The 20,193-nt window shown below is 70.2% G+C and carries 25 protein-coding genes; 14 read left to right on the top strand and 11 right to left on the bottom strand.

Going from position 1 to position 20,193, the window contains the following annotated elements:
- Nucleotides 1-112 precede the first annotated feature (112 nt).
- A complete protein-coding gene (locus ACRYRV_RS13640; protein ID WP_253443803.1) occupies nt 113-565 on the top strand; it encodes a YhcB family protein in 453 nt (150 codons plus the stop codon).
- A gap of 23 nt (nt 566-588) precedes the next feature.
- Here the strand turns inward: ACRYRV_RS13640 and ACRYRV_RS13635 are convergent, their stop codons facing one another.
- Entirely contained in the window at nt 589-1,350 is a 762-nt protein-coding gene (locus ACRYRV_RS13635; protein WP_444984762.1) for a Nif3-like dinuclear metal center hexameric protein, read from the bottom strand.
- 100 nt (nt 1,351-1,450) lie between these two features.
- Here ACRYRV_RS13635 and ACRYRV_RS13630 point away from each other — a divergent pair, with 100 nt between their 5' ends.
- On the top strand, nt 1,451-2,710 hold the full coding sequence (locus ACRYRV_RS13630) for a Do family serine endopeptidase (RefSeq protein ID WP_253443806.1): 1,260 nt from the start codon (nt 1,451-1,453) through the stop codon (nt 2,708-2,710).
- A 116-nt stretch (nt 2,711-2,826) separates the two neighbouring features.
- On the opposite strand, the gene hisD is transcribed toward ACRYRV_RS13630, so the two are convergent.
- From hisD to ACRYRV_RS13585, 9 genes are all read right to left on the bottom strand, one after another.
- On the bottom strand, nt 2,827-4,146 hold the full coding sequence (gene hisD, locus ACRYRV_RS13625) for a histidinol dehydrogenase (protein ID WP_309635585.1): 1,320 nt from the start codon (nt 4,144-4,146) through the stop codon (nt 2,827-2,829).
- Between the two features lie 108 nt (nt 4,147-4,254).
- Nucleotides 4,255-4,908, bottom strand: coding sequence for an ATP phosphoribosyltransferase (gene hisG, locus ACRYRV_RS13620; RefSeq protein WP_253443811.1), 654 nt, complete (start codon nt 4,906-4,908; stop codon nt 4,255-4,257).
- A 28-nt stretch (nt 4,909-4,936) separates the two neighbouring features.
- Nucleotides 4,937-6,199, bottom strand: coding sequence for a UDP-N-acetylglucosamine 1-carboxyvinyltransferase (gene murA / locus ACRYRV_RS13615; protein ID WP_309635584.1), 1,263 nt, complete (start codon nt 6,197-6,199; stop codon nt 4,937-4,939).
- 12 nt (nt 6,200-6,211) lie between these two features.
- On the bottom strand, nt 6,212-6,466 hold the full coding sequence (locus ACRYRV_RS13610) for a BolA family protein (protein WP_253443816.1): 255 nt from the start codon (nt 6,464-6,466) through the stop codon (nt 6,212-6,214).
- Between the two features lie 125 nt (nt 6,467-6,591).
- Nucleotides 6,592-6,927, bottom strand: a complete 336-nt coding sequence (locus ACRYRV_RS13605; RefSeq protein WP_253443818.1) for an STAS domain-containing protein — start codon at nt 6,925-6,927, stop codon at nt 6,592-6,594.
- Nucleotides 6,924-7,577 carry an MlaC/ttg2D family ABC transporter substrate-binding protein gene (locus ACRYRV_RS13600; protein WP_309635583.1) on the bottom strand — a complete coding sequence of 218 codons (654 nt, stop codon included), beginning with the start codon at nt 7,575-7,577 and terminating at the stop codon, nt 6,924-6,926. Before ACRYRV_RS13600 ends, ACRYRV_RS13605 begins: the two co-directional genes overlap by 4 nt.
- Before the next feature lie 50 nt (nt 7,578-7,627).
- A complete protein-coding gene (gene mlaD, locus ACRYRV_RS13595; protein ID WP_299316316.1) occupies nt 7,628-8,092 on the bottom strand; it encodes an outer membrane lipid asymmetry maintenance protein MlaD in 465 nt (154 codons plus the stop codon).
- A gap of 55 nt (nt 8,093-8,147) precedes the next feature.
- A complete protein-coding gene (gene mlaE / locus ACRYRV_RS13590; RefSeq protein WP_253443824.1) occupies nt 8,148-8,930 on the bottom strand; it encodes a lipid asymmetry maintenance ABC transporter permease subunit MlaE in 783 nt (260 codons plus the stop codon).
- The gene (locus ACRYRV_RS13585) at nt 8,927-9,739 is read right to left on the bottom strand and encodes an ABC transporter ATP-binding protein (protein ID WP_444984763.1); all 813 of its coding nucleotides are present in this window, start codon (nt 9,737-9,739) and stop codon (nt 8,927-8,929) included. The genes mlaE and ACRYRV_RS13585 overlap by 4 nt, the downstream gene beginning before the upstream one ends.
- Before the next feature lie 141 nt (nt 9,740-9,880).
- Between ACRYRV_RS13585 and ACRYRV_RS13580 the strand changes: the two genes are divergently transcribed.
- The 11 genes from ACRYRV_RS13580 to ACRYRV_RS13530 all read left to right on the top strand — a co-directional run bounded on the left by ACRYRV_RS13580 (nt 9,881) and on the right by ACRYRV_RS13530 (nt 18,197).
- Nucleotides 9,881-10,837 (top strand): calcium/sodium antiporter, encoded by a 957-nt coding sequence (locus tag ACRYRV_RS13580; RefSeq protein WP_253443828.1) that lies wholly within the window; start codon nt 9,881-9,883, stop codon nt 10,835-10,837.
- A gap of 32 nt (nt 10,838-10,869) precedes the next feature.
- Nucleotides 10,870-11,865 (top strand): KpsF/GutQ family sugar-phosphate isomerase, encoded by a 996-nt coding sequence (locus tag ACRYRV_RS13575; protein WP_444984764.1) that lies wholly within the window; start codon nt 10,870-10,872, stop codon nt 11,863-11,865.
- Nucleotides 11,866-11,891: 26 nt separating this feature from the next.
- Entirely contained in the window at nt 11,892-12,449 is a 558-nt protein-coding gene (locus tag ACRYRV_RS13570) for a KdsC family phosphatase (protein ID WP_253443832.1), read from the top strand.
- 4 nt (nt 12,450-12,453) lie between these two features.
- Nucleotides 12,454-13,038 carry an LPS export ABC transporter periplasmic protein LptC gene (lptC, locus tag ACRYRV_RS13565; RefSeq protein ID WP_444984765.1) on the top strand — a complete coding sequence of 195 codons (585 nt, stop codon included), beginning with the start codon at nt 12,454-12,456 and terminating at the stop codon, nt 13,036-13,038.
- Nucleotides 13,035-13,541: a lipopolysaccharide transport periplasmic protein LptA gene (gene lptA, locus ACRYRV_RS13560; protein ID WP_444984766.1), complete on the top strand. Its 507-nt coding sequence runs from the start codon at nt 13,035-13,037 to the stop codon at nt 13,539-13,541. The genes lptC and lptA overlap by 4 nt, the downstream gene beginning before the upstream one ends.
- 8 nt (nt 13,542-13,549) lie before the next feature.
- Nucleotides 13,550-14,275, top strand: coding sequence for an LPS export ABC transporter ATP-binding protein (lptB, locus tag ACRYRV_RS13555; protein WP_309635579.1), 726 nt, complete (start codon nt 13,550-13,552; stop codon nt 14,273-14,275).
- Nucleotides 14,276-14,446: 171 nt separating this feature from the next.
- Complete coding sequence (locus ACRYRV_RS13550) at nt 14,447-15,859, top strand: RNA polymerase factor sigma-54 (RefSeq protein ID WP_309635578.1); 1,413 nt, start codon at nt 14,447-14,449, stop codon at nt 15,857-15,859.
- Between the two features lie 334 nt (nt 15,860-16,193).
- Complete coding sequence (gene hpf, locus ACRYRV_RS13545) at nt 16,194-16,502, top strand: ribosome hibernation-promoting factor, HPF/YfiA family (protein WP_253443842.1); 309 nt, start codon at nt 16,194-16,196, stop codon at nt 16,500-16,502.
- Between the two features lie 7 nt (nt 16,503-16,509).
- Nucleotides 16,510-16,974 (top strand): PTS IIA-like nitrogen regulatory protein PtsN, encoded by a 465-nt coding sequence (gene ptsN / locus ACRYRV_RS13540; RefSeq protein WP_253443844.1) that lies wholly within the window; start codon nt 16,510-16,512, stop codon nt 16,972-16,974.
- Between the two features lie 45 nt (nt 16,975-17,019).
- Nucleotides 17,020-17,925 (top strand): RNase adapter RapZ, encoded by a 906-nt coding sequence (rapZ, locus tag ACRYRV_RS13535; RefSeq protein WP_309635577.1) that lies wholly within the window; start codon nt 17,020-17,022, stop codon nt 17,923-17,925.
- Nucleotides 17,926-17,927: 2 nt separating this feature from the next.
- Complete coding sequence (locus ACRYRV_RS13530) at nt 17,928-18,197, top strand: HPr family phosphocarrier protein (RefSeq protein ID WP_253443848.1); 270 nt, start codon at nt 17,928-17,930, stop codon at nt 18,195-18,197.
- Nucleotides 18,198-18,199: 2 nt separating this feature from the next.
- Here ACRYRV_RS13530 and pmbA read toward each other — a convergent pair whose 3' ends face one another.
- On the bottom strand, nt 18,200-19,540 hold the full coding sequence (gene pmbA / locus ACRYRV_RS13525; protein WP_444984767.1) for a metalloprotease PmbA: 1,341 nt from the start codon (nt 19,538-19,540) through the stop codon (nt 18,200-18,202).
- A 113-nt stretch (nt 19,541-19,653) separates the two neighbouring features.
- On the opposite strand from pmbA, the gene yjgA reads away from it, so the two are divergent.
- Nucleotides 19,654-20,193 (top strand): ribosome biogenesis factor YjgA, encoded by a 540-nt coding sequence (gene yjgA / locus ACRYRV_RS13520; RefSeq protein WP_253443852.1) that lies wholly within the window; start codon nt 19,654-19,656, stop codon nt 20,191-20,193.

Genomic DNA, 20,193 nt, shown 5'->3' with positions numbered 1-20,193 from the left:
GCCCCCGCGTTGACCCACCGCCGCGGCTCGGCCCTATAATGGGGCGCCCGGGGAGCTCCCCGGAACGGGTCCGCACCGGCGCGGACCGATCCACCGCCGCAGGGAGACCGACGTGGACGCAAGCAAGATCAACTGGATTCTGGCCATCGCCTGCCTGCTCGCAGGCATCGGGCTCGGCGCCCTGGGCTACCACCTGCTCAACGCCAGCGCGGCGAGCCTGCAGAAGCTGCGCCAGCGCCTGGCCGAACGGGATCGCGAGCTGGAGGCACTGCGCAGCGGGGTGAACGACCACCTCGGCGAGGTCTCCCGGCTCGTCGCCGCCCTGCAGCGCGACGGCGAGGCCCTGGCCAGCCGTCTGGAACAGGATGCCCGCCGCCTGGGCGGCAAGGGCGCCCCGCGCGCCGGACTAGAGGCCGCCGCGGCACCGGAGACCCTGGCCGACGCCGACCCCGATGCGCCCGCCATGCCCCGGGACTACGCCGATGGCACGGGAGGCACCCTGTCAGAGGACTTCGGCCTCAAGGACGACGAGGACGCCAAGGCGCCCCAGCCGCCCCGCTACTGACCTCCTTCCCCACCGCCCCGGCCTCAGGCCGGGTTGTCGATATCCACGAAGCGGTGCTCGATATCGAACCGCCCGGCCAGCCACTCCCCCAGCGCCTGGACGCCGTAGCGCTCGGTGGCATGGTGCCCCGCCGCCAGGTAGTGAATGCCGAGCTCCCGGGCCAGGTGGGTGGTACGCTCGGAGATCTCACCGGAGATGAAGGCGTCGGCGCCGGCCTCCCAGGCCGCGGTGATCATGTCCTGGGCGCCCCCGGTACACCAGGCCACCCGCCGAATCTCGCCGCCGCCGGGCGCCTCCACCAGCAGAGGCTCCCGTGACAGCCGCTCGCCGACGCGCTCGGCCAGCTGCGCCGGCGTCAGCCCCTCGGAGGGCGCCCCCAGCCACAGCAGCCCCTGGCCGAGCTCGCCGTCGGCACAGCCTTCGACCGTCAGGCACAGGCGCCGCCCCAGCTCGGCGTTGTTGCCGAGGGTGGCGTGGGCATCCAGGGGCAGGTGGTAGGCCAGCAGGTTGATCTCTCGCGCCAGCAGGGTCTGGATCCGCCGGCGCTTCATGCCGGTGATGGCGACCGGCTCGTTCTTCCAGAAGTAGCCGTGGTGCACCAGCACCAGGTCGGCCTCCCAGGCCACGGCCTCGTCGAGCAGCGCCTGGCAGGCGGTCACCCCGCTCAGCACCCGGCGCACCCGATCGCGCCCCTCCACCTGCAGGCCGTTGATCGTGTAGTCCCGGAAGCCCTCGGCGACGAGCTCGCGGTCACAGGCCTCTACCAGCGCATCGCGATGGATCATGGGCATCTCCCTCCGTGAAGCGGTTGAGAATGTTACAATCGGGCCATTGTACTGGCGGCCCCCCTTTCCCGCGACCGCCCCCACAAGGACGCCTACCCGCATGTTTCGCCACCTGCGCTCGCTGACGCCCTACCTGCTGCCCACTATCATCGGCGTGCTGCTGGCCGTTGTGCTGCTCAACACCTTCCCTCAGCTCACCGGACGCCAGGCCGACCCGGCGCCGCCTCCCCCGCCCGCCGGCCCGACCGTCGGCGGCCAGCCCGCCCTGCCGATCTCTCCCCAGGTGGAGGCACCCAAGGAAGCTGGCCCGCGCCCCGCTCCCGAGGTGCGCCAGGCCGCCCCCCTCAGCCGCGAGCAGGGGCCGGTGAGCTACGCCGAGGCGGTGGAGAAGGCCGCCCCGGCCGTGGTCAATATCTACTCCTCCCGGGTCGTCGAGCGCGACCAGCACCCGCTGATGTCGGATCCCTTCTTCCGCCAGTTCTTCGGCGACGAGGTCCCGGCCCGGCAGCGCATGCTGTCGAGCCTGGGGTCGGGGGTCATCGTCAGCGAGGATGGCTATGTGCTGACCAACCACCACGTGATCGGCGGCGCCGACCAGATCCAGGTGGCCCTGCGCGATGGTCGCGAGACCCTCGCCGAGGTGATCGGCACCGACCCGGAGAGCGACCTCGCCGTGCTGCGCATCGACCTCGAGGCGCTGCCGGTGATCGAGCTGGCGGACTCCACCGAGGTGGCCATCGGCGACGTCTCCCTGGCCATCGGCAACCCCTTCGGCGTCGGCCAGACCGTCACCATGGGCATCATCAGCGCCACCGGCCGCAGCCACCTGGGCCTCAACGCCTACGAGGACTTCATTCAGACCGACGCGGCCATCAACCCCGGCAACTCCGGCGGCGCCCTGGTCAATGCCGAAGGGGCCCTAGTGGGCATCAACACCGCCATCTTCTCCCGCTCGGGGGGCTCCCAGGGCATCGGCTTCGCCATTCCCGCCAACCTGGCGCGCAATATCCTCGAGGAGCTGGTGACCCAGGGCCGGGTGATCCGCGGCTGGCTCGGCGTGGAGGCCCAGGAGCTCAACCCGGAGCTGGCCGCTTCCTTCGGCCTGCAGGCCCCCCGCGGCGTGATCATCGCCGGCGTGGTCCCCGGCGGCCCCGCCGACCAGGCCGGCCTCCAGCCCGGCGACGTCCTGCTGGCCGTGGGTCAGCGCCCGGTACTCGACGCGCGCATGACCATGGCCGATATCGCGGCGGTGGCGCCCGGCGAGTCGCTGCGCCTGACCCTGGTTCGCGGCGGCGAGACCCTCGAGATCACCCTGGAAGTGGGCGAGCGCCCGGCCCCGGAGCTGCGTCGGCCGGAGTAGCCTGCCCCCTCCCCACCTGCCAACGCCATGGCCCCGCCGGTCGGCGGGGCCATTGCGTTGTGGGCATCACGCTGGGAGCCTCGCGTCCGCTCGTCCCGGACCTACTCCTTCCGGGCCTACTCCTTGATGCGGTACTCGGCGCTGCGGGCGTGGGCGGTGAGCGACTCGCCGCGGGCCAGCGTTGATGCCACCTTGCCGAGCTCGGAGGCCCCCTCGGGCGAGCAGTGGATGATCGAGGAGCGCTTCTGGAAGTCGTAGACCCCGAGCGGCGAGGAGAAGCGCGCCGTGCCGGAGGTGGGCAGCACGTGGTTGGGGCCGGCGCAGTAGTCGCCCAGGGCCTCGGCGGTGTAGCGGCCCATGAAGATGGCCCCGGCGTGGCGGATCTCGGGCAGCCACCCCTCGGGGTTGGCCACCGAGAGCTCCAGGTGCTCCGGGGCGATGCGGTTGATCAGCGCCGCCGCCTCCTCGCGGCCGGCGCACTGGATCAGGGCGCCGCGCCGGGCCAGGGACTCGCGCACGATGCCTTCCCGCTCCAGCGTCGGCAGCAGGCGGTCGATGGCGGCCTCGACGGCGTCGAGATGCTCGGCGTCCCAGCTCACCAGGATCGCCTGGGCGTCCTCGTCGTGCTCGGCCTGGGAGAAGAGGTCCATGGCCAGCCACTCCGGGTCGGTACCGCCGTCGGAGACCACCAGGATCTCCGAGGGACCGGCGATCATGTCGATGCCGACCTGGCCGAACACCGCCCGCTTGGCCGTCGCCACATAGATATTGCCGGGGCCGACGATCTTGTCGACCCTGGGCACCGTCTCGGTACCATAGGCCAGGGCCGCCACCGCCTGGGCGCCGCCCACGGTAAAGACCCGGTCCACACCGGCCAGGTGGGCCGCGGCCAGCACCAGCTCGTTGAGCACCCCGTCCGGGGTCGGCACCACCATGATGATCTCCCGCACCCCGGCCACGTGGGCGGGAATGGCGTTCATCAGCACCGAGGAGGGATAGGCGGCCTTGCCCCCGGGAACGTAGATGCCGGCGCGATCCAGCGCCGTGACCTGCTGACCCAGCACGGTGCCGTCGGCCTCGGTGTAGTGCCAGGACTCCGGCCGCTGGCGCTCGTGATAGAGGCGAATGCGCTCGGCGGCGCTGGCCAGCGCCTCGCGCTGCTCGGCGGGCAGGCCATCAAAGGCCTGGCGCAGCCGCGGCGCGGTCACCGTCAGCTCCTCCATGCCGGTCGCCGAGAGGCGGTCGAAGCGGTTGCTGGCCTCGACCAGGGCAGCGTCGCCCCGGGTGCGCACGGCCTGGAGGATCTCGTCCACGCGCTGCTGCACCTGGGCGTCGGAGACCCCCTCCCAGGCCAGCAGGGTCGAGAGGCGCGTGTCGAAGTCGGCATCGCGGGTGGTGAGTCGAGCAATGCCGGAGGAAACGGGGGAATCGGTCATGAGGGCATCCATCACAGAAGATCCGTAAGACTGTGCCGCGCCATGGGGCCGCGAACAAGCCGCGGGCCCCTATGGCACCAAGAGCGAGCCGCTATCGGCGAGCCCGCCTCAGGCCGAGGCGGGCTCGCGCCGCGCCGCTACCGCCGCCTCGAGGCGCTCGAGCAGCGGCTTGATACGGGCATGCTTCATGGTCATGGCGGCCTTGTTGACCACCAGCCGGGTGGAGACCTCCGCGATCAGCTCTCGGGGCTCCATGCCGTTGGCACGCAGGGTATTGCCGGTGTCGACGATGTCGACGATCTCGTCGGCCAGGTTCATCAGCGGGGCCAGCTCCATGGCGCCGTAGAGCTTGATCACCTCGGCCTGGATGCCCTGCTCGGCATACCAGCGCCGCGCCACCCCGACAAACTTGGTGGCGACCCGGCGTCGCGCTCGGGCCGGCTCGGCGCCGGTGATCCCCGCGGTCATCAGCTTGCAGCGGGCGATCTCCAGGTCCAGGGGCTCATAGAGCCCCTCGGCGCCGTGCTCCAGCAGCACATCCTTGCCGGCCACGCCGAGATCCGCCGCACCCAGCTGCACATAGGTGGGCACGTCGGTGGCGCGAATCACCACCAGCTTGACGTCCGGCAGGTTGGTGTCGAACAAGAGCTTGCGGCTCTTGCCGAGATCCTCCGCCGGGGTGATGCCGGCATCGGCCAGCAGCGGCAGCGTCTCGTCGAGTATGCGGCCCTTGGAGAGGGCCAGGATCAGTTGTTTGCTCATGCTCTCGCCTTGGTCAGGGGGTGCCGGTTCAGCCCGGCACGCGACGGATCTGCGCGCCCAGCAGCTGCAGCTTCTCCTCGATGCACTCGTAGCCGCGATCGATATGGTAGATGCGATCGACCCGGGTCTCGCCCTCCGCCATCATCGCCGCGATGACCAGCGACGCCGAGGCGCGCAGGTCGGTGGCCATCACCGGCGCTCCGGAGAGGCGCTCGACCCCCTCGATCACCGCGGTGTTGCCCTCCAGGGCGATCCTGGCGCCCATGCGATTGAGCTCCTGGACGTGCATGAAGCGGTTCTCGAAGATGGTCTCCACTACCCTGGAGGTGCCATCGGCCACGGCGTTCATGGCCACGAACTGCGCCTGCATGTCGGTGGGAAAGGCCGGATAGGGAGCGGTGCGGATATTCACCGGCCGCGGGCGCCTGCCGTGCATGTCGAGCTCGATCCAGTCCTCGCCGGTGGTGATGGTGGCGCCGGCCTCTTCCAGCTTGGCCAGCACCGCCTCGAGGATATCGGCGCGGGTGCGGCGTACCTTGACCCGCCCTCGGGAGAGCGCCGCCGCCACCAGGAAGGTGCCGGTCTCGATGCGGTCGGGCATGACGTCGTGGTAGGCGCCATGGAGGCGCTCGACGCCCTCGATGACGATGGTGTCGCTGCCGTGGCCGCGGATCTTCGCCCCCATCTTGATCAGGCACTCGGCCAGGTCGACCACCTCCGGCTCCCGGGCGGCATTCTCCAGCACCGTGGTGCCCTCCGCCAGGGTGGCCGCCATCAGCAGGTTCTCGGTGCCGGTGACGGTGACGGTGTCGAAGAAGATGGTGGCGCCCTTGAGGCGACCCTCGACCCGGGCCCGGATATAGCCGCCCTCGACGCGAATCTCCGCCCCCATGGCCTCCAGCCCGCGCAGGTGCAGGTCCACCGGGCGCGAGCCGATGGCGCAGCCGCCGGGCAGGGAGACATCGGCATGGCCGAAGTGGGCCAGCAGCGGCCCCAGCACCAGGATGGAGGCACGCATCTTCTTGACCAGCTCGTAGGGAGCGTCGCAGTGCGTCACCTGGGCGCCATCGAGCTGGATGGACATCTTCTCGCCCATCACCGGCTCGACGCCGAGATGGCCGAGCAGCTCCAGGGTGGTGGTGATGTCCTGAAGGTGCGGCAGGTTGCCGATGGTCACCGGCTCGTCGCCCAGCAGGGTGGCACAGAGGATCGGCAGGGCAGCGTTCTTGGCACCGCTGGCCCACACCTCACCGTCAACCGGCCCGTTGCCGGTGATGATCAACTTGTCCATGGGGGCTCGTTATCAGGCGCCGGCGTTCTCCGGCGCGCTTTCCCACTGCGCCGGGGTGTAGGTCTTGATGCTCACCGCATGCAGAGCGCCGCTGGCGATCTCCTCGGAGAGGGCGCCGTAGATCAGCTGCTGGCGCTTGACCGGGGAGAGCCCCTCGAAGGTCTCGCCCACGGCTACCACCTGGAAGTTGCAGCCTTCGCCCTGGATATGGAACTCGCAGCCCTCGATGCGGGACTCGAGCAGCGCCTTGACGTCGCTGGGGTGCATGATGCGGCACTCCTATGATGCTGAAAACGGTGAGGCCACCGGGCGCGGCGCGGCCGATGGCACGAAACGGGGATGTCCCATGGTAATGAAAAGCGCCGCGCTTGGCGATGCCGACGGCGGCCGGCTCAGGCGGCGGCGCCCGCCAGGGGCAGCAGCCGCTCCAGGCCGGCCAGGTCGGTGAGCCGACGCAGCGCCGGCGAGAGGCGCACGGCCTCGAGCGTCAGGCCGGCGGCCCGGACCGCCCGGGCCCACTCCAGCAGCACGCTGAGCGCCGCGCTGCTGACGTCGGCCACCCCGGTGAGGTCGAAGCTGACGGCGGTCTCCGCGGGCTGACCGGCAAGCCAGCCGCGGCCCGCCTCGGCCAGGGCGGTGGCCACCTCGAAGCCCACCTGCCCCTCGACCCTCAGGACGCTGCCGCTGGCCTCCAGGCTGACCCCGCCGCGCTCGAGCAGCCGCGTCATGCGCTGCCGCCCTCCTCCAGCTCCTCGACGGCCAGCTCCGGCGCCCAGTTGTTGATCACGGCGTCATAGTCGCGCCCCTGGTCGCGCATGGCCTGGTCGAACTGGTTGCGGAAGGTCAGGCCCAGGTTGATGCCGTTGACGATGACGTTGACCACCCGCCACTCGTTGCCGGAGAGGCGCAGGGAGTAGCTGACCGGATAGACCTGGCCATTGGTGGCGACCACCTCCATGTCGACGCTGGCCTGGTCCTCGTGGCGCTGGGGGCGCTGATTGTCCAGGACGCGCAGCTCCCGGTAGTCGAAGGTGACCAGCCCCCTGGTGTAGGTGTCGATCAGGGTCTGACGGAAGGTATCGGCGAAGCGCGAGCGCTGCTGGGGCGTGGCGTTCTGGAAGTAGCGGCCCATGACGCTGGCGCCGATATAGCGGAAGTCGGCAATGTCATCGAGGCTCTCGTCGACCAGCGCCTTGAGCTCGTCGAGGTTCTCGGCGAAGTAGTCGCGGCGCCCCTCGATCTCACCGGTCAGCGTCTCGACGCTGTGGCGAATCACCTGCTCGGGGGTGCGCTCGGGGGCCGCCGTGGCCGGCAGGGCGAACAGGAGCAGCGCCAGGGCGACCAGCAGCGAACGCAGGGAAAGGGTCATGGGACTCATGGAAGCGGTCTCCTTGAAAGGGCGTGACGGAAAGCGATGCCGTGTCGGCATCAGTCGCTGATCATGTTGGACAGGAACTGCTGGATGAGTTCTTCCAGCACCACCGCCGACTGGGTATCGCGGATGGTATCGCCGCCGGAGAGGGTCTCGGGGTCGCCCCCCACGGTGAGGCCGATATACTGCTCGCCGAGCAGCCCCGCGGTGAGGATCGCCGCGGTGGTATCCCGGGAGAGCCGGCCCTCCAGGTCACCGTCGAGCTCCAGGATCACCCGGGCATCGTACCAGTCGGTATCCAGCTCGATGGCCGAGACCCGCCCCACGGTGACGCCGGCCATGGTGACCCGGGCCCGGGGCTTGAGGCCGCCGATATTGGCAAAGTTGGCCTCCAGGCGGAAGGTGTCCCCCGGCGCCTGGAAGGTCAGGCCGCTGACCCTCAGGCCGAGGAACACCAGGCCGAGGATGCCGGCGAGCATGAACAGCCCCACCCCCAGCTCCATCATCTTGCTGCGCTTCATCGTTTATCTCCGAACATCAAGGCTTGCGGGGCGTCTCGTCCTGCCGGGGACCCGGTCAGGAGAGGCCACCGAACATCATCGCGGTCAGCACGAAATCGAGGCCGAGCACCGCCAGGGAGGAGTAGACCACGGTGCGCGTGGTGGCCCGGGAGATCCCCTCCGAGGTGGGCACCAGGTCGTAGCCCTGGAACACCGCGATCCAGGTCACCACCACCGCAAACACCAGGCTCTTGAGCATGCCGTTGCCGATATCGCCGATGAAGTCGACGCTGGCCTGCATGTTGCCCCAGTAGGAGCCCTCGAAGACGCCGAGCCACTCCACTCCCACCAGGTAGCCGCCGTAGACCCCCACCACGCTGAAGCCGATGGTCAAGAGCGGCAGGGCCACGAAGCCGGCCCAGAGCCGCGGCGCCACCACCCGCCGCAGCGGGTCGACGCCGATCATCTCCATGCTGGTGAGCTGCTCGGTGGCCTTCATCAGGCCGATCTCGGCGGTCAGCGCCGAGCCCGCGCGGCCGGCGAAGAGCAGCGCCGCCACCACCGGCGCCAGCTCGCGCAGCAGCGACAGCGCCACCATCTGGCCCAGCGCCTGTTCGGCGCCGAAGTCCACCAGGATGGTGTAGCCCTGCAGCGCCAGCACCATGCCGATGAAGAGGCCCGAGACCAGCACGATGGCCAGCGACAGCACGCCCACGAAGTGCATCTGGCGCAGCCACAGGTGCCAGCCCTCGCGGCTCGGCACCCCGACCGCCGACTGGGCCATGAAGATGCCGGCCCGCCCCAGGGCCTCGAGCAGCTCGCAGCCACGGCGCCCCAGGTGCGTGATGCGTGAGATCATCGTCCGCCTCCCGCATTGAGGATATCGGTGGTGAAGTCCACCGCCGGATAGTGGAAGGGCACCGGGCCGTCGGGCTCGCCGTGGACGAACTGGCTCACCCGGGGGTCCTGGTCCAGGTCGAGGCTCTGCGGCGTGCCGTGGGCCATCACCTCGCCGTCGGCGATCACGTAGACGTAGTCGGCGATGGTCAGGGTCTCCTTGATATCGTGGGAGACCACGATGGAGGTGAGCCCCAGCGCCTCGTTGAGCCGCTTGATCAGCTGCACCAGCACCCCCATGGAGATGGGGTCCTGGCCGACGAAGGGCTCGTCATAAAGGATCAACTCCGGGTCCAGGGCCATGGCACGGGCCAGGGCGACCCGGCGGGCCATGCCGCCGGAGAGCTCCGAGGGCATCAGGTCGCGAGCCCCTCGCAGGCCCACCGCCTCGAGCTTCATCAGCACCAGGTCGCGAATCATCGCCTCGGGCAGGTCGGTGTGCACGCGCAGCGGGAAGGCGACGTTCTCGAAGACGCTGAGATCCGAGAAGAGCGCGCCGCTCTGGAACAGCATGCCCATGCGCCGGCGCATGGTGAACAGCGCCCGGCGCGACTGGCGATGCACGTCCTCGCCGTCGATCAGCACCCGGCCGACGTCGGGCACGAGCTGCCCGCCGATCAGCTTGAGCAGCGTGGTCTTGCCGGTGCCGCTGGGCCCCATGATGGCGGTGATCCTGCCTCGCTGGATGGTGAGATCGACGCCGCGGAAGATCTCCTTGTCGCCCCTCGAGAAATGCAGGCCCTCCACCACCACGAAGGGAGTGTCACTCATCGGCTTGTCAACCCTCTTCAGCGTGGAGAGAAAAATTATCGAACATCGTATCCTAACTGCCCCGGGACACGCCACTCGCCTTGCACTGGACGGGGCCAGCGCGTTTAATGCGCCTCCTCGCCCCACGACCAAGGACACCCCATGCTGCTACCGCTGATCGCCGTGCTGCTGGGACTGGCGGCGCTGCTGTGGAGCGCCGAGCGCTTCGTGGGCGCCGCCGCGGCCACCGCCCACCGGGCCGGCATGAGCACCCTGCTGGTGGGCATGACGGTGGTGGCGCTGGGCACCTCGGCGCCGGAGATGGTGGTCTCCACGGTGGCCGCCCTGGACGGCATTCCCGACCTGGCCACCGGCAACGCCCTGGGCTCCAATATCGCCAATATCGGCCTGGTGCTGGGCGTCACCGCCCTGGTGGTACCGATCCCCGTCCGCTTCTCCCTGGTGCGCCGGGAGCTGCCGCTGCTGCTGGGCGCCACGGGCCTGGCCGGCTATGCCCTGGCCAACGGCATTCTCGGCCGCTTCGACGCCCTCTTCCTGCTGCTGCTGCTGGTCTTCAGCCTCTGGTGGCTGTTTCGCGCCGACACCCCGGACGCGCCGGACGCCAGCGCCGGCGAGATCCCCGACATGGCGCTGCCCCGGGCGCTGGCCTGGCTCGCCGCCACTCTGCTGGTGCTGGCCGTGGGCTCCCGCAGCGTGGTGTGGGGCGCCAGCGAGCTGGCCCGGGGTCTCGGCGTCAGCGAGCTGGTGATCGGGCTGACCGTGGTAGCCATCGGCACCAGCCTGCCAGAGCTCGCCGCCTGCGTGGCCAGCGCCCTCAAGCGCCACCACGACATCGCCATCGGCAACGTGATCGGCTCCAACCTCTTCAACCTGCTCGCCGTGCTGCCGATCCCCGGCCTGCTGGCCCCCGGCCCCAGCGACCCCGCCGCCGCCGCCCGCGATTACCCGGTCATGCTGCTGCTGACCCTGGCCCTGGGGATGCTGCTGCTCTGGCAGCGCCGCGGCCGCATCGGCCGCCTTCACGGCGCCCTGCTGGCGGCCAGCTATCTGGGCTACCTGGCCTGGGTCGGCCTGGCCAGCCTCGGCGCCGCCCCTTGAGTGAACCCGCACAACAGGCAACAATCACCGCCATGACTCAGGATACCTCTGCGGCCACCGAGCCCTCCCCGCTGCGCGACAGCGCCCGGCGCACCCTGCAGATCGAACAGCAGGCCGTCGCCGCCTTGATCACCCGACTCGACGCCGGCTTCGACCGCGCCTGCCAGCTGATCCTCGCCTGCCGCGGCCGGGTGGTGGTCACCGGCATGGGCAAGTCCGGCCATATCGGCGGCAAGATCGCCGCCACCCTGGCCAGCACCGGCACCCCGGCCTTCTTCGTGCATCCCGGCGAGGCCAGCCATGGCGACCTGGGGATGATCACCCCGGGGGACGTGGTGCTGGCGCTCTCCAACTCCGGCGAGACCGCCGAGGTGACCGCCCTGCTGCCGCTGATCAAGCGCATGGGCGTGCCCCTGATCAGCATGACCGGCCGCCCCGCCTCGACCCTGGCCCGCCACGCCGAGGCTCACCTCGACGCCGGCGTGGAACGCGAGGCCTGCCCTCTGGACCTGGCGCCCACCGCCTCCACCACCGCCGCCCTGGCCCTGGGCGACGCCCTGGCGGTGGCGCTGCTGGAGTCGCGCGGCTTTACCGCCGAGGAGTTCGCCCTCTCCCACCCCGGCGGCAGCCTCGGCAAGCGCCTGCTGCTGCGCGTCCGGGACCTGATGCACGAGGGCGCACGGCTGCCCACCGTCCCCCTGGGCAGCCCGCTGCGGGATGCCCTGCTGGAGATCACCCGCCAGGGACTCGGCTTCACCTGCGTGGTGGCGCCGGACGGCCGCCTCGCCGGTGTCTACACCGACGGCGACCTGCGCCGCACCCTGGACCAGCACAGCGACCTCTCCGGCCTCGTCGTCGACGAGGTCATGACCGCTCCCGGCCGGCGGGTTCCCCCCGACATGCTGGCCGCCCAGGCGGTCAAGCTGATGGAGGATCACCGTATCTCCGCCCTGGCGGTGGTCGACGACGAGGGACGTCCGGTGGGCGCCCTGCACATGCACGACCTGCTCTCGAGCGGCGTGGTCTGATTCACCCCTACCCAACCGGAGTTCCCATGCCCCACACCCTACCGCTGAAAGACACCCACCTCGTCGATCGCCTGCGCCGCATCCGCCTGCTGGCCCTGGACGTGGACGGCGTGCTGACCGACGGCCAGCTCTACTTCCAGGCCGACGGCATCGAGATCAAGGCCTTCAACGTCCAGGACGGCCACGGCCTCAAGCTGCTCAAGCGCGCCGGCATCCAGGTGGCGCTGATCACCGGCCGCGACTCTCCCACGGTCAGCCGCCGCGCGGCGGCACTGGGCATCCAGCACGTCTTCCAGGGGGTGGAGCGCAAGCTGCCGGTGCTCCGCGACCTCTGCGCCCGCCTGGGCCTGGAGTTCGACCAGGTGGCCTACTGCGGCGACGACATGCCCGACGTGGGCGCCATCCGCCGCGCCGGCGTCGGCATCAGCGTGCCCAACGCCCCGGAGTACATCCAGAAGCACGCCGACTGGGTCACCGTGAAGGGCGGCGGCCAGGGCGCCGCCCGCGAGATCGCCGACACCCTGCTCAAGGCCCAGGGCCACTGGGACGCGGTGATCGACACCTACCTGCACGGGGCCGGCTGAGCCCATGGCGCTGCCGCGGCCGTCGTTCCGAGTCTGGCTCTTCCTGCTGCTGGTGGCCCTGGGCGGCGTGCTGGTGCTGCTCGATTCGCGCAGCGCCCGGGAGCCCGGCGCCGTGCCCCGGGACGCCGCCGGCGAGCCCGACTTCTACCTGGAGGGGGCGCGGCTGACCCGCTTCGACGGCGAGGGGCGCGCCCACCAGCGCCTCGACACCCCGCGCCTGGTGCATACGCCCCACGACGACGTCACCCGTCTCGAGGCGCCGGATGCCCGCCTCTACGACCGTGCCGGGCGGGTCTGGCTCGCCGAGGCCGAGAGCGGCGTGCTCGGCCCTGGCGGCAACCCCCTGACCCTCACCGGCAGCGCCCGGCTTCACGCCCCCGAGGAGCGCTGGCGGCTCGACACCGAGGTGCTTCACTACGACGCCGAGCGCGGCCACGCCTGGAGCGACACCCCGGCCCTGCTCCGGCAGCCGCCCCAGCGCATGAGCGGGGAGCGCTTCGACGCCTGGCTCCATGACAATCAGGCCCGCCTGACCGACAATGTGCGCGGCCACCATCCGCCCGAGACCCGAGAGGACTCCCCGCCATGAAGCGAACCTCCGCCCTGCTGCTCTGCCTGCTGCTGCCCCTGGTCAGCGCCCCGACCCTGGCCCAGGGCCGCGACGCCGAGGCCCCCATCGAGGTGGAGGCCGACCGCCTCGATCTGGATGACCGCGCCGGCACCGCCGTCTATACCGGCGACGTGGACATCCGCCAGGGCAGCATGCGCCTGACCGGCGACCGGGTGGAGATCCAGCGCAACGCCCAGGGCCAGCTCTCCCGCGCCGTCGCCACCGGCGATCGCGCCTACCTCGAGCAGCAGCCCGACCCGGGCGAGCCGCCGGTGCGCGGCTGGGGGCGGACCGTCATCTACCACGTGGCCGAACGGCGCATGGAGCTGATCGACCGCGCCGAGCTGCACCAGGGCGGCGACACCTTCGACGGCGGCTACCTGGAGTACTTCCTCGATCGCCGCGTCGTCCACGCCCGCAGCGAAGGCGAGGGCGTCGAAGGGCGCCAGCGCATCCGCATGACCCTCCAGCCCGAGCAGTAAGGTCGCCCATGAAGACTCTCCACGCCCGCCACCTGGCCAAGAGCTACAAGCGTCGCCGGGTCGTGCAGGACATCAGCCTGTCGATCCGCCAGGGCAGCATCGTCGGGCTGCTCGGCCCCAACGGCGCCGGCAAGACCACCTCCTTCTACATGATCGTGGGGCTGGTGCGCGCCGACGCCGGCGAGGTGGCCATCGACGAGCTGGACCTGTCCCGTGCCGCCATGCACGAGCGCGCCCGGGCCGGGATCGGCTACCTGCCCCAGGAGGCGTCAATCTTCCGCAAGCTGTCGGTGGCCGACAACATCATGGCGATCCTCGAGACCCGCAAGGATCTCGACCGCGAGGGGCGCCACGCCCGCCTCGAGGAGCTCCTCGAGGAGTTCCACGTGACCCATATCCGCGACAACCTCGGCATGAGCCTCTCCGGCGGCGAGCGCCGCCGGGTGGAGATCGCCCGCGCCCTGGCCACGGAGCCTGCCTTCATCCTCCTCGATGAGCCCTTCGCCGGGGTCGATCCGATCTCGGTGGGGGAGATCAAGGGGATCATACGCCAGCTCAAGGCCCGCGACATCGGCGTGCTGATCACCGACCACAACGTCCGCGAGACCCTCGACATCTGCGACACCGCCTATATCGTCGGCGACGGCCAGATCATCGCCGAGGGCAATGCCGAGGCGATCCTCGCCAACCAGCGGGTACGCGATGTCTACCTGGGCCAGGACTTCCGGCTCTAGCCACCCGCCGCTTACCTACACAGCTTGCTGATATACCAGCCGTTCTTGCCTGGCGGCATGACAATTGCGCATGGCACGAAAGTTGCAGACATTGACGGAGAAAGGCGCTTGCATCGCCCATCGCCGCCGGCTAGGGTGAAGGCTTTCCACACCCGAGGGACTCGTTAGACCATGGCCATGAAAGCCTCCCTCCAGCTGCGCGTCGGTACCCAGCTGACCATGACGCCTCAGCTGCAGCAGGCCATCGCCCTGCTTCAGCTCTCCACCCTGGACCTGCGCCAGGAGATCCAGCAGGCACTGGAAGCCAACCCCATGCTGGAGCTCGACGAGGGCTTCGGCGAACAGGCGGTCAGCGAGGCCCCCGAAGCGGAGTGGGCCAGCGAGATCCCCGACCAGCTGGCCACCGACAGCGACTGGTCGGACACCTACCAGGACTTCAGCGCCCCCGCCTCCGGCGGCGAAGGGCCAGATTTCGAACGCGAGGCCGCCGGCCAGAGCCTGCAGGGCCACCTCAGCTGGCAGCTGGCCATGACCGACCTCACGCCTCGGGAGCAGCAGATCGCCGAGAGCCTGATCGACGCGGTGGATGACGCCGGCTACCTGGCCCAGCCCCTGGAGGAGATCCGCGACGGCCTGCGGGACCAGGGTCTCGAGGGACTGCGCAGCGCCGAGGTGGAGCAGGTACTGCTGCGCCTGCAGCAGTTCGAGCCTACCGGGGTCTTTGCCCGGGAGCTGCGCGAATGCCTGCTGCTGCAGCTGGCCGCGCTGCCCGACGACACCCCCCTGCTGCCCCAGGCGCGCCGGCTGGTGCGCCAGTTCCTCGAGGCGCTGGCCGGCGGCGACCGCCGCCTGCTCAAGCGCCGCCTCGGCCTCGACGACGACACCCTGGACGCGGCCATCGCCCTGGTCCGCTCCCTGGACCCCCGTCCCGGCAGCGCCTTCGCCGGCACCACCAGCGACTACGTCACTCCCGACCTGGTGGCGCGCCACGACAGCCACGGCTGGCACGTGGAGCTCAACCCCGAGGCGCTGCCCCGGCTGCGCATTCAGCCCGACTACGCCGCCCTGGTCCGCCGCGCGGACAAGAGCCAGGACAACCAGTTCCTCAAGGACCATCTCCAGGAGGCGCGCTGGCTGATGAAGAGCCTCTCCAGCCGCAACGACACCCTGCTCAGGGTGGGGCGCGAGATCATGGCCCGCCAGCTGGACTTCCTGGAGCAGGGCGAGGAGGCGATGAAGCCGCTGATCCTGGCCGATATCGCCCAGGCAGTGGAGATGCACGAGTCCACCATCTCCCGGGTCACCACCCAGAAGTACATCCATACCCCCAGGGGCGTCTTCGAGCTCAAGTACTTCTTCTCCAGCCAGGTGGGCGGCGGCGAGGGAGACGCCCACTCCAGCACCGCCATCCGCGCCCGGATCCGCAAGCTGATCCAGGAGGAGACGCCGCGCAAGCCCCTCTCCGACAGCAAGCTGGTGGCCCTGCTCGACGAGGCCGGTATCCAGGTGGCCAGAAGGACGGTAGCCAAGTACCGCGAAGCTATGGGCATTCCGGCCTCCAGCGAGCGCAAGCGGCTCAGGTAATGCAGGACCGTAGCGCTCTCAAGGGTCGGCCGCGAAGCCGTGGGCATTCCGGCCTCCAGCGAGCGCAAGCGGCTCAGGTAATGCAGGACCGTAGCGCTCTCAAGGGTCGGCCGCGAAGCCGTGGGCATTCCGGCCTCCAGCGAGCGCAAGCGGCTGCGCTGAACCCCACTCCCCAGCATGCCCCATCCGCACGGTCCGGGCAGCGTCTCCCGGGCACGAGCGAAGGTCGCGATGACCTGCATCACTGCGGCGCGCGGCGTCACCGCCACAGGGGGTATGCAAGGCAGGAAAAAGGGTTACAATCGAGGCACCACCAACGAGCAAGGAGCGTGTCATGCAAGTCAATATCACCGGCCATCATGTGGAACTGACCGACGCCCTGCGTGGCTATGTGAACGAGAAACTGGCACGCGTGGAGCGCCACTACGACAACATCACCAATGTGCAGGTGACCCTGTCCGTGGAGAAGGAGCGCCAGCTCGCCGCCTGCACCCTGCACGCCGCCGGTGCCGACCTGCACGCCGAGGCCCAGGACGGCGACATGTATGCCGCCATCGACGCCCTGGCCGACAAGCTGGACCGTCAGCTGGTCAAGCACAAGGAGAAGGCACAGGCCCGCGCCCAGGGCGCCGGCGCTCGCTGATCCGACCATGTCACTGGAAGCCATCCTGCCCCCGGAGCGCACCCTGTTCGGCGTGCCCGGGGGCAGCAAGAAAAGGGTACTGGAGTTCTTCAGCACCTTCATCGCCCAGAACACCCCGAGCCTCGACAGCCAGGAGGTCTTCAGCCGGCTGATCGGGCGTGAGCGTCTGGGCAGTACCGGCATCGGCAACGGGGTAGCCATCCCCCACGCCAGAAGCCCCCACTGCAAGGGGCCCATCGCCGGCTTCCTGAAGCTGGCCGAGCCCGTGGACTTCGACGCCATCGACGGCGAACCGGTGGACCTGGTGTTCGTGCTGCTGGTGCCCGAAGAGGCCGATGACGCCCACCTGGCGCTGCTGGCCCAGGTGGCCGGCGTGATGAACGACGCCGAGACACGCACCGCCCTGCGCCGCAGTGAAAGCCAGCGCGAACTGCACGAACGGCTGCTCGAAGCGATCCGACGACAGGCGTGACCACATCCCGGGCCACCCGGCCAGTTTGACGACCAGGAGACCCCCATGCAGCTCGTGATCATCAGCGGCCGCTCCGGTTCAGGCAAGTCGATCGCGCTGCAGGCCCTGGAGGACCTGGGCTACTACGCCATCGACAACCTTCCGGCCATGCTGCTCGGCTCACTGGTCGATGAGCTGGGCAGCTCGGAATCCCCGCGCTCCTCCATCGCCGTCAGCATCGATGCCCGCAACCTGCCCCAGGCCCTGGAGAGCTTCCCGGCCCAGCTGCAGGCGCTCCAGGCCCGCGGCATCGCCTGCCAGGTGATCTACCTCACCGCCGATGCCCGCATCCTGATCGAACGCTACTCCGCCACCCGACGCCGCCACCCGCTGACCCGGGAGAGCGACATGACCCTGGCCGAGGCCATCGACAGCGAGGAGCTGGCGCTCTCGGAGATCCGCGACCTGGCCGACCTGGTGATCGACACCTCGCGCCTCTCGGTGCACGAGCTGCGTCGACGCATCGGCGATCAGGTAGCGCGCCACCAGCCCGACCAGCTCACCCTCACCATCGAGTCCTTCGGCTTCAAGCGCGGCGTGCCCCTGGATGCCGACCTGGTGTTCGACGCCCGCTGCCTGCCCAACCCCTACTGGGACCCGCAGCTGCGTGCCGCCACCGGCCGCGACGCCGAGGTGGTCGAGTTCCTCGAGGCCTATCCTCTGGTGGAGGCGATGCGTGCCGATATCCAGGCCTGGGTGGAGCGCTGGCTGCCCGCCTACAAGGCCAGCCACCGCAGCTACCTGACGGTGGCCGTCGGCTGCACGGGGGGCCAGCACCGCTCGGTCTACCTGGCCGAGCGGCTCGCCGCCGGCCTGGCCGCCACCCACCCTCTGGTGCGCCTGCGCCACCGCGAGCTGGGCATCCATGACGCCCTGCCCCCTCCCGACGACACCTCTCATCAAGGAAGTTGAGCGTGCCGCAACGCAAGCTGACCCTCACCAACAAGCGCGGCCTGCACGCCCGCGCCGCCACCAAGCTGGTCCAGTGCTGCCAACCCTTCCAGGCCCGCGTCAGCGTGGCCAACGGCGCCCTCCAGGGGGACGCCGCCAATATCATGTCGCTGCTGATGCTGGCCGCCCCCTGCGGCACCGAACTGACGGTGAGCGCCGAGGGCGAGGACGCCGAAGCGGCCCTCGCTGCCATAGAGGCGCTGTTCGAGGCCCGCTTCGACGAGGATGAGTGACCTCAGCCGCCGGCGACGGTCATCTCGCCGATCAGCCAGCTGCCGGTGTGGATGCTGCCCCGGGTGTCGGTATCGCTGCCGATGCCGGAAAGCCCCTTGAACATCGCCTCCAGGTTGCCGGCGATGGTGAACTCCTCCACCGGGTGCTGGATCTCGCCGTTCTCCACCCAGAAGCCCGCCGCCCCCCGGGAGTAGTCCCCGGTCACGGCGTTGACCCCCTGGCCCATCAGCTCGGTAACCAGCACCCCGCGCCCCATGCGGGCGAGCAGCTCCTCCCGGCTGGCCAGCGGCGCCTCGATGCGCAGGTTGCGGGCACCGCCGGCGTTGCCGGTGGTCTGCATCCCCAGGCGCCGGGCACTGTAGGCGGAGAGCATATAGCTGGCCAGGCGGCCATTCTCGATGAAGACGTTGTCCCGGGTCTGGACGCCGTCGCCGTCGAAGGGAGAGCTCGCCATGGCCCCCACCTCCATGGGTCGCTCCTGGAGGCTGAACCACTCCGGGAAGAGCGGCTCGCCCAGGCGGTCGCAGAGGAAGGAGGCCTGGCGATAGAGGGCCCCCCCGGCGATGGCCCCCATCAGCGAGCCGACCAGCCCCGATGCCAGGGTCGGGTCGAAGAGCACCGGCATCCGCCCCGTGGCCGGACGGCGGGCGCCCAGACGGCGCAGGGTGCGCTCGGCGGCGCTCTCGCCGACCTTCTCGGGGGCCAGCAGGTCCCGCGGGTTGCGCGCGGAGCTGTAGTCGTAGTCCCGCTGCATGCCGCCCTCGTCGCCGGCGATCAGCATGCAGGAGAGCGAATGACGGCTGCCGCGCTGGCTGCCCAGGAAGCCGTGGCTGTTGGCATAGACCCGCACCCCCTCGCCGCTGGAGAGGGAAGCGCCGTCGGAGCTACGGATGCCGGGGCGCTGGCGGCCGGCGGACTCGCAGGCCAGCGCCAGCTCGATGGCCTCTTCGGTGGAGAGCGGCCAGGGGTGGTGGACATCGAGGTCGGGCAGCTCGGTGGCCATCAGCTCGGCATCGGCGAGCCCCGCGGCCGGATCCTCACCGGTGTGGCGGGCGATGGCGATGGCCTTCTCCACCACGGCGCGGATCGACGCCTCGCCGGCGTCGGTGGAGGAGGCGCTGCCCTTGCGTCTGCCCAGGTAGACGGTCACGGCGATGCCCTGATCCCGGGATAGCTCCACCGTCTCCACCTCCCCCTCGCGGACGCTGACGCCGACGCCCTGGTCGACGCTGGCGCCCACCTCGCAGGCGTCGGCGCCGAGCCGACGAGCCAGCTCCAGGGCCATCTGGGCACGGGTCTCCAGCAGGGTCTGCTGGGCGGCGGCATCGAATGCCTGTGTCATGGGTCTCTCCTCGTCATCCGGCGCGCGGCCGGCCGTTCGTGATATCGCACTCAAGCCCGCCGCGGCGGGCTGGTATACTGTTCGAATTATTCGCCTTCAATCATGGATGCAGCATGTCCCAGGACTCCCCCCGCGAGCTGCTCGACCAGCTCATTGCCCAGACCGGCGACGACGACGAACGGCCCAGCAAGTCGCAGCTCAAGCGCGAGATGCACGCCCTCCAGACCCTCGGCGAGGCGATCATCGCCATGACCCCGGCCGAACGCGCCCGCTTCCCCCTCTCCGACGACATGCTGGCCGCCGTGGAGGAGACCGCCCGGGTCCGCTCCCACGAGGGGCGCCGGCGCCATATGCAGTACGTGGGCAAGGTGATGCGCCGAGAGAACCTGGAGGCGATCAAGGCCGTCTACGACGAGATCGAGCAGGAGAAGCTGCGCCGCGACCACGCCTTTCATCGCCTGGAGGCCTGGCGCGACCGCCTGCTCGACGAGGGCGACAGCGCCGTGGAGGCCTTTATCGCCGACTACCCCGACGTCGACCGCCAGGCGCTGCGCCAGCTGATCCGCAACGCCCAGCGCGAGCGCGACAAGGGCAAGCCCCCGGCCAGCGCCCGCAAGCTCTTCAAGCTGATCCGCGATACTGCCGGCATGTAG

Source organism: Halomonas mongoliensis, assembly GCF_052496345.1.
This window is presented reverse-complemented; position numbering and strand designations above follow the sequence as displayed.